Annotated in this window: 16 protein-coding genes; 10 read left to right on the top strand and 6 right to left on the bottom strand. The window is 41.6% G+C overall.

The window, feature by feature from the left end; translation table 11 throughout:
• Positions 1-151: 151 nt before the first annotated feature.
• Complete coding sequence (locus B0H99_RS03250) at positions 152-661, top strand: pyridoxamine 5'-phosphate oxidase family protein (protein ID WP_106532202.1); 510 nt, start codon at positions 152-154, stop codon at positions 659-661.
• Between the two features lie 146 nt (positions 662-807).
• Here the strand turns inward: B0H99_RS03250 and B0H99_RS03245 are convergent, their stop codons facing one another.
• Entirely contained in the window at positions 808-1,179 is a 372-nt protein-coding gene (locus B0H99_RS03245; protein ID WP_106532201.1) for a YhfM domain-containing protein, read from the bottom strand.
• A 183-nt stretch (positions 1,180-1,362) separates the two neighbouring features.
• Between B0H99_RS03245 and B0H99_RS03240 the strand changes: the two genes are divergently transcribed.
• The 4 genes from B0H99_RS03240 (at position 1,363) to B0H99_RS03225 (ending at position 7,370) form a co-directional block, all read left to right on the top strand.
• Entirely contained in the window at positions 1,363-1,878 is a 516-nt protein-coding gene (locus B0H99_RS03240) for a hypothetical protein (RefSeq protein WP_106532200.1), read from the top strand.
• Positions 1,879-2,508: 630 nt separating this feature from the next.
• Entirely contained in the window at positions 2,509-3,999 is a 1,491-nt protein-coding gene (locus B0H99_RS03235) for a BCCT family transporter (RefSeq protein WP_106532199.1), read from the top strand.
• 119 nt (positions 4,000-4,118) lie between these two features.
• The gene (locus tag B0H99_RS03230; RefSeq protein ID WP_106532198.1) at positions 4,119-5,096 is read left to right on the top strand and encodes an Abi family protein; all 978 of its coding nucleotides are present in this window, start codon (positions 4,119-4,121) and stop codon (positions 5,094-5,096) included.
• An 867-nt stretch (positions 5,097-5,963) separates the two neighbouring features.
• Positions 5,964-7,370 (top strand): LVIVD repeat-containing protein, encoded by a 1,407-nt coding sequence (locus tag B0H99_RS03225; RefSeq protein WP_106532197.1) that lies wholly within the window; start codon positions 5,964-5,966, stop codon positions 7,368-7,370.
• Between the two features lie 82 nt (positions 7,371-7,452).
• Here B0H99_RS03225 and mug read toward each other — a convergent pair whose 3' ends face one another.
• The 3 genes from mug to B0H99_RS03215 form a co-directional block, all read right to left on the bottom strand.
• Positions 7,453-7,980: a G/U mismatch-specific DNA glycosylase gene (gene mug / locus B0H99_RS03220; RefSeq protein ID WP_106532196.1), complete on the bottom strand. Its 528-nt coding sequence runs from the start codon at positions 7,978-7,980 to the stop codon at positions 7,453-7,455.
• An 18-nt stretch (positions 7,981-7,998) separates the two neighbouring features.
• Entirely contained in the window at positions 7,999-8,130 is a 132-nt protein-coding gene (locus tag B0H99_RS18120; RefSeq protein WP_281258857.1) for a hypothetical protein, read from the bottom strand.
• Between the two features lie 283 nt (positions 8,131-8,413).
• The gene (locus tag B0H99_RS03215; RefSeq protein WP_106532195.1) at positions 8,414-9,802 is read right to left on the bottom strand and encodes a bifunctional metallophosphatase/5'-nucleotidase; all 1,389 of its coding nucleotides are present in this window, start codon (positions 9,800-9,802) and stop codon (positions 8,414-8,416) included.
• A 690-nt stretch (positions 9,803-10,492) separates the two neighbouring features.
• Here B0H99_RS03215 and B0H99_RS03210 point away from each other — a divergent pair.
• The 4 genes from B0H99_RS03210 to B0H99_RS03195 all read left to right on the top strand — a co-directional run bounded on the left by B0H99_RS03210 (position 10,493) and on the right by B0H99_RS03195 (position 14,728).
• On the top strand, positions 10,493-11,335 hold the full coding sequence (locus tag B0H99_RS03210; RefSeq protein WP_106532194.1) for a glycoside hydrolase family 16 protein: 843 nt from the start codon (positions 10,493-10,495) through the stop codon (positions 11,333-11,335).
• A gap of 12 nt (positions 11,336-11,347) precedes the next feature.
• Positions 11,348-12,781 (top strand): glycosyltransferase family 2 protein, encoded by a 1,434-nt coding sequence (locus tag B0H99_RS03205; protein WP_106532193.1) that lies wholly within the window; start codon positions 11,348-11,350, stop codon positions 12,779-12,781.
• A gap of 615 nt (positions 12,782-13,396) precedes the next feature.
• Positions 13,397-14,197, top strand: coding sequence for a hypothetical protein (locus B0H99_RS03200; RefSeq protein WP_106532192.1), 801 nt, complete (start codon positions 13,397-13,399; stop codon positions 14,195-14,197).
• Positions 14,198-14,386: 189 nt separating this feature from the next.
• On the top strand, positions 14,387-14,728 hold the full coding sequence (locus B0H99_RS03195) for a hypothetical protein (RefSeq protein WP_106532191.1): 342 nt from the start codon (positions 14,387-14,389) through the stop codon (positions 14,726-14,728).
• 46 nt (positions 14,729-14,774) lie between these two features.
• Here B0H99_RS03195 and B0H99_RS03190 read toward each other — a convergent pair whose 3' ends face one another.
• Both B0H99_RS03190 and B0H99_RS03185 read right to left on the bottom strand, forming a co-directional pair.
• On the bottom strand, positions 14,775-15,755 hold the full coding sequence (locus B0H99_RS03190; RefSeq protein WP_106532190.1) for a DUF4179 domain-containing protein: 981 nt from the start codon (positions 15,753-15,755) through the stop codon (positions 14,775-14,777).
• Entirely contained in the window at positions 15,752-16,306 is a 555-nt protein-coding gene (locus B0H99_RS03185) for a sigma-70 family RNA polymerase sigma factor (RefSeq protein ID WP_106532189.1), read from the bottom strand. Before B0H99_RS03185 ends, B0H99_RS03190 begins: the two co-directional genes overlap by 4 nt.
• Positions 16,307-16,533: 227 nt before the next feature.
• Between B0H99_RS03185 and B0H99_RS03180 the strand changes: the two genes are divergently transcribed.
• The gene (locus tag B0H99_RS03180; protein ID WP_106532188.1) at positions 16,534-17,193 is read left to right on the top strand and encodes a hypothetical protein; all 660 of its coding nucleotides are present in this window, start codon (positions 16,534-16,536) and stop codon (positions 17,191-17,193) included.
• Positions 17,194-17,198: the final 5 nt, after the last annotated feature.

Here is a 17,198-nt window from a genome sequence, read left to right as displayed (position 1 = left end):
TGTTAAAGAAAAGAGCTTATTATGAAGTTCGGATTTTCGATGTGTGCAGCGATGCTATAAGTTTTGCCCCTTTGAAAATAGGGAAAGTTGTATAAATACGATTAGCCACGGATTTAGCAAAGCAAAAGGTTTTTGAAGGAGGAGAACAAGAATGGATGGAAATGCGTCATCAACACAAGAAGCGATGCAGAAAGTCAACAAATTGATCAAAGGCATCGATGTGGCCATGCTAACAACGATTGCGGGCAACAAGGCGGTATCCCGGCCGATGCAAACGCAGGAAGCGGAATTTGACGGCGATCTTTGGTTTCTTACGATGAAAGATACAGCCAAGTATCAGGAAATCTTGGAAAACCCGATAGTCAACGTGTCGTATTCCGGAAAGTCGTATGTTTCCATCAGTGGAAACGCTGAATTCAGCGAAGATTTGGAGCGGAAAAAAGAATACTGGAATCCGGCTTTCGATAAGCTATTGGAAACCACTTACGATGATCCGAACGTCGTCTTGATCAAGGTGAGCGCGGACTCAGCTGAGTACTGGGAATCGGGCAATCCGCTAAAGACCATCACCAAGTTCGCCAAAAAACTCACAACCAATGAAAGATTGGATAAAGACGATAACGAATTGAACGATACGGTCGATTTTAATCAGCAAAACTAAAAGAAGCTCTCAGGTTAATCCAGCGGCCTGAGAGCTTCTTTTGATTGATGAAAGTTTCTATTTTTATTGTTAACTCAGTTAAAAACAATGCGAAAAAATGACCAAATTAATGTCCTTTTAAGGTTCTTGCCTAACTGAAAAACTTGTTATTTTACTAGTTCATAAATTGTCTTTGCTGAACTTTTTGAAAGGGTAAAGGTGGTATGCGTATCTTCTAGGTTCATTATCGTCCCATGCTCACTGCTTATCCATAGATAATACGATTCTTCACCAAATTCAACTTTATACTCAGGGTCCACCATCTCAACTACACCTGGCTCTTTTTTAGCCTTTTTGAACGCTTTTACTATATTGCTTACAACTTTAGGGTCTGTATATGATGTTAACGAATTTTTTTTGATGGCTGAAAAGCTTTCCATTTCGTATACATCTACTTTTCCGATGTTTTCTGATGAACATCCACTATTGAAAGGCACAAAGAAAACTATAAATACGAAGAATAAAGACAGTTTTTTCAACAAAATCCCCCCATGAATGATTAGACAAATTCAATTGAATAAAGTTACACATTTTTTCGATTATGAACAGAATCAATTAACTTATCCTTATTATTAAAAACTTACAAAAAGCAATTGTTAATAAATAGGCGATTTGATAAGCTGGATTTAGCAGAACAATTACGAGTATAAGGGGACCTGGCCGTGTCTAATCTATCGCTTGCAGAAGCTGTGAAATTGAAAAGTGTACTAGCAAAACGAATTCATGAATTGGAAGAAGAAATGGATCGCGTGGCGTTTGTGGAAGTTGAAAAGGGCAGCAGAGTGCCGAAACAAAGCCGCTCGCTCGTGCAAGTCGAACAAGAAATTGAAGAGCTCCGGAAAGATTTTCGGCTATTGGATAAATTGATGTACCGGGCGAATATTGAAAACGAAGTGAATTTCAACGGCGAGACCCTGGCAATTGTGGAAGCAATTGAATTGGCGACGCAGCTGCGCGCCAAAGCGAGAAAGTTTAAAATGTTCGGGGCTGCTGTAAAAGAAGAGATTCAGTATGGCTACGGGGAAGGGATTCCGCTTGTAAGGCGGGCGACGTTCGATCCTGAGGAATACCGCTTGAAGGCGGTCGAACTGGAACGGAACGCCAATCGGCTTTCGAATGCCATCAACAACAAAAACTATTCCATTGAACTGGATTTCGACAGCGAGAAGTATTTCTGATCCTTGGAGCGGTGAGACTCCTCTCCAAGGCGTGGAAGGAAACTTGATTTGTACTTCGGTGCAATTACTCTGATGGCAATGGCAAACCAATGATCCATTCCCCATTACGACTTTACCTGTTACCGATAACCAACCAAGAGCAAACGGCGGTCGACGACCACATTAGTGTTTTATATTCCTTCCATGAATCCTCCTGCCTTTGGGCAGGGGGATTTTTTATAGGCTAACAGAATAGGAGAGTATGAAAGTCGACAATGACTTTCGACAGTAGTGTTTAATAAATGTTCCTCTTCAGTTTGCTATAGAACAAAGTTTAGCAATTTCAATAATGGGGAAGTCTTTTAAATACGGTTATAAAGTAATACATACTCGAACAATTCATCGGATTCGACAATTATTACGTTTCTTAAAACTAAGAAACAGCACCCCGATCTGCAAGGTTTTATGGCCTTAAACTGCAGATTGAGGTGCTATTTTGATAGGAATATTTTTATGGGAGAATTGCACTTGTCTTCTTCAAGCAGCCATAGCTTAAGGAAACTGACAGTGGAGCATTCATTTTTATGCTTTTGGCATCTATGTTAGTATGGAGACTATTGTGTGCAATCTAATTTAGTTAAGAGGTGAAATATGAAGAAAGCTACACAAGTATTTTATTATTCAATAATTATTTCGGTAATTGTGGTTTTATGGGGAGTCTTTGCTCCTGAAAATTTAAAATCCGTTACGACCGATGTGACAAGCGAACTGACTGCGAAATTCGGCTGGTTCTACCTTTTGCTAGTTATCGCCATTCTTCTTTTCTGTGTTTATATAACTTTTTCCCGCTACGGCAACGTGAAACTGGGAAAGAAGGATGACGAGCCCGAATTTAGCCGTTTGTCATGGTTTGCAATGCTTTTCAGCGCAGGAATGGGGATGGGATTGGTTTTCTGGACTACCGCTGAACCGATTTCACACGCTTTTATCAGCAGCCCGGTAGCGGAAGAGGGATCTGATGCTGCGGTACTCGATTCGTTGAAGTATTCCTTTTTCCATTGGGGGATACATGCCTGGGCCGTTTATGGAATAGTCGGGTTGATCCTTGCTTATTTCAAGTTCAACCGTGGAATGCCTGGCCTTATCAGTGCGACACTAATTCCGTTATTTGGGGAAGAACTCATGAAAGGGCCGCTTGGAAAAGCGGTCGATGTACTCGCGGTCTTTGCCACAGTGGTCGGCGTAGCAGCGACGCTTGGTTTCGGTTCCGGACAGATCACCGGCGGACTGGCTTTCCTGTTTGGTACACCGAATAATTTCACTGTCCAGTTAATTGTGCTGTCCGTTGCGACAATATTGTTCATCTGGTCGGCCTGGTCTGGGATTGGCAGAGGCATCAAGTATTTAAGCAATATCAATATGGTTCTGGCTGCTGCGCTGATGATTCTTTTGTTTATCGTGGGTCCGACAATGTATATTGTCAACATGTTCACACATACACTCGGAAGTTATGTTACCGACTTTTTTAGAATGAGTTTACGGCTGGCTCCACTTGATGATGAAAATCGCAGCTGGATCAACGGCTGGACAATCTTCTACTGGGCTTGGTGGGTTTCATGGGCGCCGTTTGTCGGAATTTTTATCGCCCGTATTTCTAAAGGCCGGACGGTAAAAGAATTTATGTTCAGTGTTTTGTTATTGCCATCGCTCGTGTGTTTCATTTTCTTCTCCGTATTCGGAGTTTCCGCATTGCAGCTTGAGCAGTTAGGGATCGCAACAATCTCCAGCTTTACTTTGGAGACCTCGACATTCGGCGTGCTTGCGGAATACCCGCTTGGGACGTTCATGTCCATAGTGACGATTGTCGTCATTGCAATATTCTTTATCACTTCGGCGGATTCGGCGACATTTGTGCTTGGCATGCTAAGTACGAATGGCATGTTGAACCCGACCAATTCTGTGAAAATCACTTGGGGGTTGCTCCAGTCTGCAGTCGCAGCAGTCGTCGTCTATTTTGGCGGGACGCAAGGTTTGCAGAATATGTTAATCATTGCTGCATTGCCTTTTGCACTCGTCATTATATTGATGGGCGTTTCCTTTTTGAAAGATGTCCAGACAGCACCCCGTCCGCAGCGCAAATAAATAATGGATTGAAAGCTCCGTTTCCTCATTACAGGAAGCGGTGCTTTTTCGATTGAAGATGGCATGAAAGCAAGAATTAGCTTAGAGTAAAAAGAAAGAACTGTAAAGGATTGAGATATTTGAAAGTTTTTGCTTCACATGACGAGCAGATTGCCTTACTTGAAAAACGAGGCATGGCAGTTCCAGATAAGGCGGCAGCGAAACGGATCCTGTCACGCGAGAATTACTATGCACTGATCGATGGCTACAAAGAGCCATTCCTTGAGCGTGATGAGCGGAATAATCCATATGGTCTTGAGCAATACCGAGCGGGCACTGAGTTCGGGCATATCTATGCGTTGTACCGCTTTGATCGGGAATTGCGGATGCTCTTGCTTAATGAACTGTTGAAGTTCGAGAAAAACATTAAATCGAAGATTGCGTACCGCTTTTCCGAGAAATTCAAGGAGAAAGACAGCTTTCTTGAGTCATCGAACTACAGCCCGGACAGCCATCACCACCACGAACGCGATCGCATCATTTCAACTCTTTACAACCTCATCAAAAGCCACAAAAAAAGGGACCGCGTCAGATACCCGGCTATCCGTGAGTTTTTTGATAAGCATCGGAACGTCCCGCTGTGGGTGCTGATTAATTTCCTGTCGCTCGGACAAATTATAAATTTCTATCGGGTTATAGACGAAGATCTCAGAGCGCGAATTGCACAGGACTTTGCGGAAGAGTTCAGTGAGGAGTATTGGCCAATCCGTTTAAAAGCAAGCGAACTCGACGCTATACTGAGTGTCGCTTTTCCATATCGCAACAAATCGGCGCATGAGGAAGTGCTTTACCGCTACCGCCTTGACCATCCCGTTGAGCTTCGCGAAGTGGAAGCCATGATGGAAATGCAGAAAGAGGATTTGAATAATGGGACGGTGTTTTCAATGGTGGGCTTACTAAAGATAGTATTAGCCAAGGAAGAATATGAGTTTTTTTCCAGTGAATTGGAGAACCTTATCAAAAAATTGCAGGAGACGATATCGGGGCAAGCTTATAAGGCTATAAAGAAAAAGATTGGTTTTCCGGAAGTATACCCTAGTTCAGAAAAAGGCAGCTAAAGCATAATTTGTTCGAAGTATATAAAAAGACTCATTCCTTCTTCAGAAGGAATGAGTCTTTAGACAAAAGAATACTTTTTTGTTTTATAGAATAAAATATGCATATTAGTGGAGCCGTGCCGGCTCCATCGCTCTAGGCGGACGCTTTCCGCGGGCTCGCGCCAAACTAACTCGGAACAAGTCCCGAGTGGATTTTGGCACTTCGCTATCCCGCAGGGAAAACCGTTGCTCCTGTTTCTGCATCGCTGCGCTAGCTTCGAAACATGAAAGGACGTTGCATCGCTTCGCTGCTTCGTCGCAAACAAATTGGTCGAACTTCCTTCGCCCAATTTGCTCGCCGCCTTGCGCTCCGGAGCCTAAGCAAGATGGGAAGACGAGGTGTCTCGCAAAAGCTATTTTTAAAGTGGGAGAAGCAGTCTGAATCATCTTCTGGAATCAAGCGAGACGCCCAACCGGGCTGGCCACGAAGACTCCTGTGGGAGCGACACGAGCTGAAGACCCTGGACTGAGCGTAAGCGAATGTTTTGCATTTGCGACGAGTAACCGCAGGAGCAAAGGAAGCGGCTGAAGCCGTGCCCGCGGAAAGCGAAGTGGCCAGGCCGGTTGGTTTAATGCTTCTCTATTCATCAATTGTAGACTTTGTCTAGAACCATATTCCTTCTATAGAAGGAATATGGTTCTTTTTTTCTATAAAGCATCAAAACTAGAACGCAACCATCTTTTATTCTATATCTAGAGGCCCTATATATAATAAGACATAAGTATTATTTTTAGAATATTTTAAAAAATTACACGATGAAGTATTGCATTGTTCTTTTTTGTATATATATACTGAATTTGGTAATAAATATGACAGGAGGAATTTAATTGAACTTAAAAAAACCGTTTCTGAAAACTTCTCTTGCTGCACTTCTTGCGTTGTCAGTAGTGCCAACTGCTTTTGCCCATGACGCACTCGACGGCAGTGACCTTTCCAAAGGGCAGCGGAGCGTATTCTCTAACGAAGAAATAGTGAATTTGAGTGATCCAAGCATCAGTGGTTCTAAAAATCTTTCTTTCCTTAAAGAAGGAGCGGCAGCGCAAATCAAGGAATTGGCGGGTGTGCAAAACAATACAGCCGATGTCTATGCGCATAAAGGCTTTGCTTATCTGGGAACGCATACGGCAAACGGAGCAAATGGTGGAGTACGGGTTTTTGATTTGAAAGATCCTTCAAATCCTAAAGAGGTAGCCGTTTTTGGGCATAATGATGTGCCGGGAACCTGGCAGGAAAAAGTTATCGTCAAAAGCATTAATACACCTCATTTTAAAGGCGACTTGGCTGTAGTCAGTGTGCAGCAGCTGAATCGAAATGCGCCTAATACTTCGGGCGGTTTCTTGCTTTACGATGTAACCAATCCCTCTGAACCAAAAAAGCTTGGTTATTGGGAGACTTTTAAATCGACTCGCGGCACACACGAGCTCTATTTGACGATGCAAGGAAATCGCGCTTTAGTGTTCACATCGAATCCATACGCAGACCTATACAGTAGTGGAAAACAAAAAGATTTCCAGATTGTCGATGTTACCAACCCGGCGAAACCGGAAACATTGTGGCAGTTCGATCCGCGTTCCTTGCCGGAAGTACCTGATTCATTTAACGGCTATAACTGGAACGCACCAGATGGAAAATCGAGAGCAGTCTTTAATCACAGCGTTATTACTGACCATAATGCGCAATTCGCGTACGTATCCATGTGGGATTTAGGGACAGTCATTTTTGATATCAAAGATCCAGAGAACCCTGTTTATGTCGGGCGCACGGACTTTTCTTCTGAACAGCAAGGCGCTGCTCACTCATCGGCACTTGCGAAAGGTGGAAATGTGCTGATTGAAACGCGCGAAGTATCGACTCCTGTGAGAAACGGATATGAGAAATCATACGGCTATACACGCATTTTCGATATCAAAGATAAAGCAAATCCAAAACTGTTAAGTGAATTCAAGACAGATCTAACTGAGAAAGTGGAAGACGGAGCGACGTTTGCAAATACGGTCCATGACCCGAAAGTGCATGGCAACACACTTTATCTAAGTCATTATGCAGGTGGAGTCTACGCAGTAGATATTACAGACCCGAGCAAGCCGAAGCAAATCGGCCAGTACAAACCTGACCAAGCCGATGTCTGGGGCGTCTTCGTGGATCGCAACTATGTTTTGGCTTCTGATATGGGCCAAGGCCTGAAAGTCCTGCTCAAGAACAATGCTCCTCAACAAGCAAAAGAAATTAAATAAAACAATCAAATAGCTAGCGCTGCACTTGGATTTTCCGAGTGCGGCGTTATTTGTTTAGTAGCGGCAATGAAAAACGCCGTCCTTAAACAACAGGCGGCGTTTTAGTGATATATTCGTTCAATCCTCTGTAAATGTCGACAATTTCATTTTGTTTTATCCGCACCAATCCACTGGATGATGGTGCAACATATTCAATAATTCCAGGAATGACCGGTTCTTCCTGGACCCCCCAGGAAATGGAGCGTTTTTTGCTGTATTCCTGATAGACGCCCTTGCCGACAAAACAGACGGCTTTTGGCCGGTATCTTCTGATTTTCTCCTCTAGAAGGGCAGCTCCTTCTGCATATTCCACTTTGGAAATCTCAGCCGCTTCTTTCGTAGGACGGGCAACAATATTCGTCAGGCCATAACCGAGCGAAAGCAGTTCGTGGTTTTCTTCAGGCAAGAATTTTCGCGGCGTCAAGCCCGCTTCAAACAGGATTTTCCAGAACCGGTTGTTCGGATTGGCATAGTGAAAGCCTGTTTGGGAAGAACGGATGCTCGGATTGAAACCGACGAAAAGGATTTTCAGTCCTTTCTGTAAATGGTCAGGTATTGGTTCTAAATGCATATTGGGCAGCCTCCTTGATTAGTCTTTCGGCAGTTCATCGAGCCCTTCTGCGTCCCCGGGGCGAGGAGAGTCTGCTGCGCCGTAAATATCGCCGGTAGATGGATCGATCAATATTGCCTGGACATCACCAATCCGGTTATCCGAAGACACGGTTTCAAAGCCTTTACCGACCTGAATCGGTCCTGTTATGGTCGCCTGCCTTTTTTTTGCTGATTTTTAAAAATTTCGTTTATGCCCACTGTTAAATCAGCTCTTATATGATTTGTTTCCTCCTTTACGGTATACCCCACTTTCAGAAGTCTAAAAATGAGATAGCCAGCAAGGCAGGTGCATCGCTAGGACAAGAAAGACGTGAAGTCAAAAAAGAGCCCTTTAGTGATAAAAGGGCTCATTGCTTTTTGTATTTTCCTGACTAACTAATCATCAGGTTCTTTTATGCATAAGTATTCAAAGTGACTCTCCAGCGTTTTTCTGTTGCCATATCCAAAAATTCTTTTTTGTCTCCGTACATCTGAATCACATCCCGGATTTCTTCTGCGCGATAAGAGGCATTCCGGTTGTTCGCAAGGGAAGGGTAACCCGATCCGCGCTGCAGGTAATCGGAACTTGCAACTGTATACCAGCGATTTTCTTCAATTGGCTCGCCGTTGATCCAGATTTCTTGGACGCTTTTGCTGTCGTGGACCACTTCTGCTCCAGACACATGCAGCTTGCCTGCAAATTTCCCGCGGAATCCTGGTCCTCTACCGTCCGATAAGCAAACCTGTGCATCCAGCGATTGCTCGATAGCTTCTTTTAAATCTTTTCCTTGCAACTCGAAGGAGGTCGGATTGAGCGGGGAAGGGCAAATCTCGATCAGCTTCTTATGAGACAAGAAATCGAACGCGCCTGCGTTGACGATGCCGCTGTTGATGAGCCCGATATGGCATTGCATCATATCGCGCAATCCATCCGCGACGAGATTGGCAATCGGATTTTCTTCTATCACATCATGCCAAAGCGGCTGATCTAATTTATAAAGCGGTTTGCTTAAGGCAGCGATCGCTTTTGCTTTGTTTTGTTTTAAGATTTCGAGGATTTGAAGATCCATTGGAACATCTCTTGTTGACAGGGTTTCAGAGTGGATTAGTGTAACCTGACCGTTTGCTGCTTCGAGTTCGATCACTCCAACATGCTCGGCGTAATTGCCAGCACTGTTCATGATAACGCTATTTGCAATTTTGGCTTTTGGATACAGTTGGTGGTCGTGCGCCGAAATGATGATATCAATTTCCGGAATGGCAGCTGTAAGCAACTCATCCGCTTCTGTCCCGATATGGCTAAGCAAAATGCACAGATCATAGTTGCCTTTGTTCCGGCCGATCTCTTCCTCAATCATCTTTTTGTACTCGTAAACGTGAATGCCAAGGCCATCGTTAAAGACACCCAGATCCGGCGAAGAGCCGGTAATGAGAATCCTCATGCCGTTCTTGATTAAAATCGTGCTCCTTACGACGCCTTGAATTCCGATTTGATCTTTCTTGACAAGGTTGTTGCTGATAAAGGGAATCGTGCTGTTAGTGGCCATATGCTCAAGCGTCTCGATGCCGTTGAACATTTCATTATTGCCGATAGTTAATGCGTCATAACCCGCTTCCTCCAATAATTCAAGTGCGGCAGTGCCTCTTGTGCCTTGCAGTTCGATGCTCTTAAAATCGGCGAAATCACCGCCATCGAGTAGTAAGGTATTAGCGTCTTTCAGCTCTTTGATCAACGTCACAGCTCTTGCAAAAGTTTCATAATTGCTGTGGACGTCATTCGTATGTAGGATTCTCAATTTCATGTGGATTCCCCCTGCTATGTAATGTCTTCATAAGTATTACGCCAATCTAATCAATGAAGTTTCGGCGAAAAGAAAGATAAACGGAAAATTAATAATAGGCTGAAATAATAGCAGGAACCAAAGGGCTGCACCACTTTAAATCTATAAACCAAACTTAATCCTTCTAACCTTTTAAAGATGCACTTTAAAAAAGGATTATAACTGACAAATTGCTTTTCTTTTTGACTACCATATTTATCGTTTCAAAAAAGATAAATCATACTCCAGTCATAGCGTCTGATGAAGCGAAAGGAGTTTATGCAATCTTTGCTGATTGCGCAATAAATAATACTGGCCCGCTCAAATTTCATCTTTGGAGCGGGTTATATATCTGCGTATAGAGAGCTCATTTAGTAAATAAAACGGGGAAAAGACCAGGAAAAAATGGCTGCAACAAGCTACACAAGAAATTTCGAAATTCGTCAACATAATCGAAAAACCAGTAAACGAAAAGTGAAAACATCGTTTACTGGTTTTTTTTATGAAGTTTAGCTTGAAAGGAGTTTTGTTGGAGAGATTAATAATTAATATAATTCTTAATTATTAGATTTATTTAACCTGAATTTAACTTTATACCTATAAATTTAGTTGGTGTTATATTTTTTGTTTTTTTAGTAGTTCGAAAGAATTAATTTTGAAAGCTGATTTTGTATGGAACCACAAAAACCTTATGCGGAGTTGACCAACAAAGTGAAAGTAACAGGAAAAATGGTTTGTACAACAATGATGGTGGTTTGCATGAATGGAGGAGATTCGGAATTGGGAGATATGTTTTCAAACTCTTACTTCAATGATCAGTCAGCTAATGAAAACAGGTTTGAACATCCGTGGGAAATCGTATGGAGCGAAGAATTCGAAGGCGAAGCTTTAGATGCGGAGCGTTGGAACGTGTTGGATGACGCTTTTGGATATGGTGCAAGAAGGCAGCATTACAAGCCAGAAAATATTGAAGTAAGTGATGGGCTCTTGAAAATTCATACAAAAAAAGAAATGTCTCGAGGCTTCCCTTACACCTCTGGCGCTATAACCACAAAAGAAAAGGTGGTGTTCAAGTACGGAAAACTGGAAGTAAGAGCAAAGCTGCCTGCAGGGACGGGTTTGTTGCCGGCCATTTGGCTTTGGAACAATCAAGGCAACGATTTTCCAGAAATTGATATGGTTGAAGTTTTGGGCCAAGAGCCGGGACAGATATGGAATACGATTCATTACGATGTGAACGGCATCTATGGAAAAGATTATGCCATGAAGGAATTTCCTGATTTAACAACGGATTTTCATACCTATGGCATTGAATGGACGCCAGATGAAATTGTGTTTTTTGTCGATGGCATCGTCACACACACGAGTACAGTGTACGTGCCGCAAGAAGACATGTACCTGTTCATCAACACTGGAGTAGGGGGGGACTGGGTTGGAGAACCCGACAATTCAACGGTTTTCCCTGCCCAAATGAATGTGGACTGGATTCGTTATTACCAAAACAAAAAGGAATGAGGAGATAGGTGAATGGAAGTAGTTTATATACTGGCAATATTATTATGGGTAGTTTTCTTTTCAATTCAAGGCATGTATTTGATTATGGGTTTAAAACAAACGAAGAAAGATACAACAGTTCGCAAAGATCTTACCGAAAGAAAGATGTCGATACTGGTGCCTGCATATAATGAAGAAAAGGTTTTAGCCAGCTGTTTTACCGGATTCAAGAATTTGGACTACAAGAACTTTGAACTGATTATTATTAACGATGGTTCAAGTGATAATTCTATGAAATTATTGCATGATTTGTTGGATTTAAAAGAAGTGGATTTGGAGCCTAAAAACAAACTAACTTATAATTCAATCACTAACACATATGTATCCGTTACCTATCCGAATGTAAAAGTATTGGATAAGCTGAATGGGGGCAAAGCAGATGCGTTGAACGCTGGGGCAGACTATGCACTTGGAGAAATTATCATCACGTTGGACGCGGACAGTATTCTGCAGAAAAATGCATTGATCCATGTTAACGAAGCAATGGAAGATCCAAACGTGCTTGCAGGGGGCGGAATGGTCCATGTTGGGCAAATGTATCAACAATCAAAGCCATCCTTTAAAGGAAAAGGACTCGTAAGATATCAACTATCCGATTATATGCTGTCGTTTTATGTGAAGAGATTCGTGCAGTCGAAACTGGGTGTTGTGTCCGTTGTATCAGGAGCTTTTGGCGCGTTTCGAGCGTTCGCATTATACGAAATCGGAGGCTATAAGAAGACTGTTGGGGAGGATATGGAAATCACCCTCAATGTGCAGAAGTTGATTAAAAACGTTTATAAAAAAGGGAAACTGGTATTCATACCAAAAGCTGAGTGTTATACAGAAGTTCCGGATAATTACGGTGATTTAAAGAAACAAAGAATCCGCTGGCAAAAAGGATTTTTGGATTCACTTATGATTTACCGTAAAAGAAGAAAGCGGGATCTTGGATTCAAGCTTGTCTTTTTCATTTTCCTCGATTCATTGTTGCCTGGATATATCGGTATTGTAACAACATTTCTTTTAGCTTGGTCAATTATTACCGGGAAGTTGCTGGGCTTGACTGCCGCGTTATTAGCAGCTACAGCTGTAATGCAAATTCTCCAAAGAATGGGCGCTTACGCTGTCTCAAAAAAATACGGATATGCTTACAGCAAAATGGACTACATAAGAATATTCCTATTTTCAGTTGTCGAACTCGTTACTTACCGCCTTTTAGATATGTATTTCTTCATATATGGATCGATCGCTTTTGTCTTCCAAAGAAATCATAAGTGGAATAAGATGGAAAGAAGTGGAGATGTGTTCATCTATGCTAATGATATTGTTTATACAAAGCCAGGAATCTTAACGAACACATTGCCATTGCAAGAAGCAGCTACCACAATTACCGTCTCTGGAAATCCGGTGGTATCTTCAAAATAACCCATGAAATCATTTCACAAATTCTAGTGAAAATGAGTAGAAATTTGGAGAAAAGCCCATCAATATATGTTCTGGAGACTGAATATTTGAATAGAAAAGAGATTCGTCAAATTCCTGGAATTTGGACGAGTCTCTTTTTATATAGGTATTTTTTTTATATAGGTATTTTCTTAAGCAATCGCCTTCCGTTTTTAATAGCAGGAAGACTAGGTGAAATACTTTGAGTTCTTCTCATTATAAAAAAGCTAAGTTAACAAAAGCGGGCTGCTATTAAAGCGAACTTTACACTTATTGGGTTTTACTACCCAGAAAGAAACAAAATGTTTTGTTTTTTTAAGTAAGAGTATGCATTAAATAATAACTGTTTTAGATAATTTTGAATTTTGATATTGTTCATCCACTAGGGCAGGAATATAATGGGAGTGTCTAAACACATAACTGCATGCCTTCTAACTACATATACTATGATAAAGGAGGGTGGACATATCTGTGAAATGATAGCGAACTGTTCGGTTATCATCTTACCGTCTCCAATCCAAAGGTTTTGCAATCAGACAGACGAAAAAGAAGTACACTTCTGCATCCGAAGGAGCTAACAAGAAAGAAGGGGTCGCCATGCCGGCTAAGCAAGCATGGGCAGGCAAACCGTGTCTTTTCATTCTCGTGATCTTTAGTGTATTGGCGCTCAGTGAGAATAATATAGCGAAGCCATTTGAATCCCCAGAACCAACGGCTGTGAAGGATGAAACTGCGTTTTTGGTTTTATTGCCATCGAAGGAGAAAGCAAATGCAGCCGATCAGGCACCAAACGAAGTGATTGGAAAAGCTCACATTTTGCTTGATAAAGAACAGAGTGACGTCATGTCTGCAAAGAAGTTGAAAGTGAATGTTAATGGAAAGCTGGAAGAAGCGGAAAGTTACATTGTTTATGCAGATTCGAATACCGTGTATTTTATGCGGGCTTTTAATCGCCTCTGGGAAACTTATTGGGTAGCCGCATGGGCAAAAGAAGGCAACTTCACTTTGAGCGATGCTCAAAATATGAAAGTTTTAATGGTGGAGTATGAAGAATTGCGAAAGTCTCTTCGGCTCTTTGCCAATGAAAATACCGCTAAGTCATTTGGTTTTCAAGCTGATTTTAAGTTTTTTGGAGATTTAGCAATTCGCCACCGAATACAAGCCATCCGGTACGTACTGGAAATATGGGAATCAGAAGCTGGCATTACAACATTTTATGAGATGAAAAAATCGATTAGGCATATTAACAAAATGATTGTTCTGTCAAACAAAGAAGTAGAAAAAATAAATACCCTATATGCCAATTATGTTGAAGCCAAGAGGGAGCTAAGTGCTAGAAAAAGAAAGGACTGGGCAGATGACTGGTCTAATAAGTATACGTATAATGTAGACAGGTGAATGTTTTAAAACATCGCCTGTCTTTTTGTTGGAGTATAAAAGAAAGCCAAAGTGATGGGGTAACTGAATATTCGAAGGGGTTGAAGTCAGTAGCCTATAATCGGTTTGCCTCTTTGTTTTTTAGTGTATATAAAAGAGGATGGTACATAATTCTATCTTGAATTGAATTCGGAAAGGAGCTTGGAATATATGAGCATGCAACAAATCCGGGAAAATGATTTGGTCCGAGACGAATACGGAAACTACTACAAAGTGGTGGGGATTCATGCGGAAGGAGATACCTTGAAAGTGCTCGAAGTATCGAATCTGTATTTTGAAACGTCGTTTCAATACTCGGCGGAAAGTTTAGACCAAGATTCTAAAACAAAGCCTGTGGGTGTATTTATTCAAGAACAGGTAAATGCGTATATCGATGAGACTCAGCAAAATGAGCGGCCAATCTATGGCATTCGCGATTTGATGGTCAACCGCATCAAAGTATACGCAGTAGATATTACACAGCCGCACCCAATGCGGAACCAAACGGTTTAAAAAGAGAGTCCCCTTGGATACCATCGTATCCAAGGGGATTTTACTTTTAGTCCAAGTCGACAATTACAGAAGGCGCATCAATCGGAACGCCTTCATCCTCGAAATGGTTGAATTTCTTAATTTGCGGCTTAATGATTATAGAAGTCGCCTCTGGATGGAGTGCTTCAAATGTGAATTGATTTTTCTTTGGGTTTCCAGTGCCGAACTGCATAGGATATATATTGCCTAGATTATCTTCTAACTGCCAACTGGCCATATAACGGTTATCATTGACGTCCTTTTTATTGAAAACCAGTACTGTCGACAGTTTGGTCAGGAGAAGTTCATTCAACTTATACTGGCCGCCTTCAAATAGTATGTTTTCATCTATTTTTACGGATTTGCTATCCAAGGCTCTAAGTTTAAAATCAAATGACCAGTCGCCGGTCAGTTGTGTTTGGGTATCGAAATCTTCGAATGACTGAGGCTTCCAGGAGACCTTCAGTGTATTGGGCGAACCGAACACAAAATCCGGTGCCATTGTAATCATTCCGGCATAGGTTGTATCACTTACTTTGTTCATCGCGATGGAAGAGCCGGAACCGTTAGCGCCAAACGCTTCAAGAGATCCATTTGCTAGCGGGAATTCTCCTAAGTTTTCTTCGGTTTTCAACGCGAAAGTAATTGTCACGGAAGTTCCGTCATAAACAGCTTCTTCAATCGACACTGTTGAGCCATTGCTGGTGTCTGTCAAGTTTAGCGGCTGCGCCACTTCGCTAAAATGGTTGAAGATGAGCTCGTCCTCATCGAAATAGGAAACGATGTTTTGCAGTATTGGAATTTGTGAGGCTACGGAAGGAAAGGCAATGGCTGTCGTTGCTGAAGCAGCTATGAAAATGCTTGCGGCAACTGCCAGTTTCTTAATCCAATGAGGTTTCCGTTTTTGGTCAAGCAGACGCTTTTTCATTTCTTTTTTCTCGAAATTTGAAACGGCGGCTTCCGGAATCTCTTCAATATCCGTCATCAATAACTTGTTCAAATCGTTCATATGAACCGCTCCTTTCGCTCGAATAAATGAACCAGTTTCCGCTTGCCGCGGTACAGCCGGTTTTCAACTGCTGACACAGTAATGCCAAGAGCGTCGGCAATCTCATTGTTTGACAATTCTAGATAATATCTCATCAGAAAAAGTTCCCGATCCGCTTCCGGCAATTTATACAACCGAAAAAGCATTTCCTCGCGTGACTCCTTTTCGAGTACTGCATCCTCCGTATCGCAGGTGCGGCCATCGTTTCGGACTTTATCTGTCGTGGATTCTCTTTGCTGCTGCTTTATGTGGCGCCGATAACTGTCGATTGCTTTGTACTTTGTAATTATGCCAGCCCATTTCCTGAAATCAGCTGCGTCTCCTTCAAACTGATGAGCTTTCTGCCATATCGTCAAAAATACATCATTCAAGCATTCTTCGGCTGCTTGCTGTCCGCAGCTTTTTGTTAGAATATGCTGGCAAATCCCTTTTAAAAAAGGCATATATGTATGGATCATAAAAGTGAGCGCTTCTTCGTCTTTTCTTTTTAACCGCCCGATAAAGTCTTCCACCCGAACCCCTCCTTGCTCTGCTAATCTATACAACGAAGAAGCTGTGGAAAACCTCTCGCTTTCTTTAAAAAATTTTATAAGAAATACAATTGTATAATTTCATGCCCCCTGTAAGAATAATTCTGTAGTAATTTAGGCTTTTTTATTTACTGTAAATTAATATAATATATTCATGTAAATTCCTTAATTTGTTATAATTTAAGTGTAGCTAGGCTAAAGGAGAGACTATGTTAAATAATCGGCAACGAGAATTTCGTAAAAAGATGAAAGAAGTTGAACAAAAAAAATCGAATCATAATCCGATTTATAGTTATCGGGAGCAACGGTTTGAAGGTGAGAAACCAAGAAAACAATACAAGCGGCCATTAGTGCAAGTTGGAGGAATAGTGAGTCTATTAGTTTTATTATGGAATCTGTATGCTTTTTCTTCGCATCTCTTTCCCTGGACTGCAAACAGTTCCTTTGTATCAACAAATCAATTAGAAGTTCATCAATACATACAAGAAAGTGCTGAAATAGAGTTGGCATTAAATGAGCAGATCAGGTCCTTAATTACCCAATATAATGAGAATTCTTTGACTGATTTCCATATCGAAGAAGCACAGAAAAACATGTTCGAACTGCAAAAAAAGATGGAGACAAATGAACCGCGTTTCCTGGCAATGAAATCCTATCTTAGAGAACAATTCAGCTTAGCTTACCAGTTAACAAATGTTTTAAAGACAAAAAACTCAGAAATTAAGTATCGAGAAATGGAGTATATTATTACGAATCAAAATGCACAATCTGTTCGAAGAAATGAGGTTCTAGTGGAACTGTTAGAAAGTGAAAAGATTCCTTACGAATGGCTTGAAAATGGAACAATCTCTTATCAGTACGAAGTATAAGAAAA

Source organism: Planomicrobium soli, from assembly GCF_003014655.1.
Classification (GTDB): Bacteria; Bacillota; Bacilli; order Bacillales_A; family Planococcaceae; genus Planococcus; species Planococcus soli_B.
The sequence above is the reverse complement of the archived record's forward strand: the minus strand, read 5'-3'. Positions and strand labels throughout refer to the sequence as shown.

Excerpts from the sequence above, each read along its gene's own strand:
- B0H99_RS03250 (WP_106532202.1), top strand. The coding sequence starts at position 152 with ATGGATGGAAATGCGTCATCAACACAAGAAGCGATGCAGAAAGTCAAC.
- B0H99_RS03200 (WP_106532192.1), top strand. The coding sequence starts at position 13,397 with ATGCCGGCTAAGCAAGCATGGGCAGGCAAACCGTGTCTTTTCATTCTC.
- B0H99_RS03190 (WP_106532190.1), bottom strand. The coding sequence starts at position 15,755 with ATGAACGATTTGAACAAGTTATTGATGACGGATATTGAAGAGATTCCG.
- B0H99_RS03180 (WP_106532188.1), top strand. The coding sequence starts at position 16,534 with ATGTTAAATAATCGGCAACGAGAATTTCGTAAAAAGATGAAAGAAGTT.
- B0H99_RS03205 (WP_106532193.1), top strand. The coding sequence starts at position 11,348 with ATGGAAGTAGTTTATATACTGGCAATATTATTATGGGTAGTTTTCTTT.
- B0H99_RS03235 (WP_106532199.1), top strand. The coding sequence starts at position 2,509 with ATGAAGAAAGCTACACAAGTATTTTATTATTCAATAATTATTTCGGTA.
- mug (WP_106532196.1), bottom strand. The coding sequence starts at position 7,980 with ATGCATTTAGAACCAATACCTGACCATTTACAGAAAGGACTGAAAATC.
- B0H99_RS03210 (WP_106532194.1), top strand. The coding sequence starts at position 10,493 with ATGGAACCACAAAAACCTTATGCGGAGTTGACCAACAAAGTGAAAGTA.
- B0H99_RS03195 (WP_106532191.1), top strand. The coding sequence starts at position 14,387 with ATGAGCATGCAACAAATCCGGGAAAATGATTTGGTCCGAGACGAATAC.
- B0H99_RS03215 (WP_106532195.1), bottom strand. The coding sequence starts at position 9,802 with ATGAAATTGAGAATCCTACATACGAATGACGTCCACAGCAATTATGAA.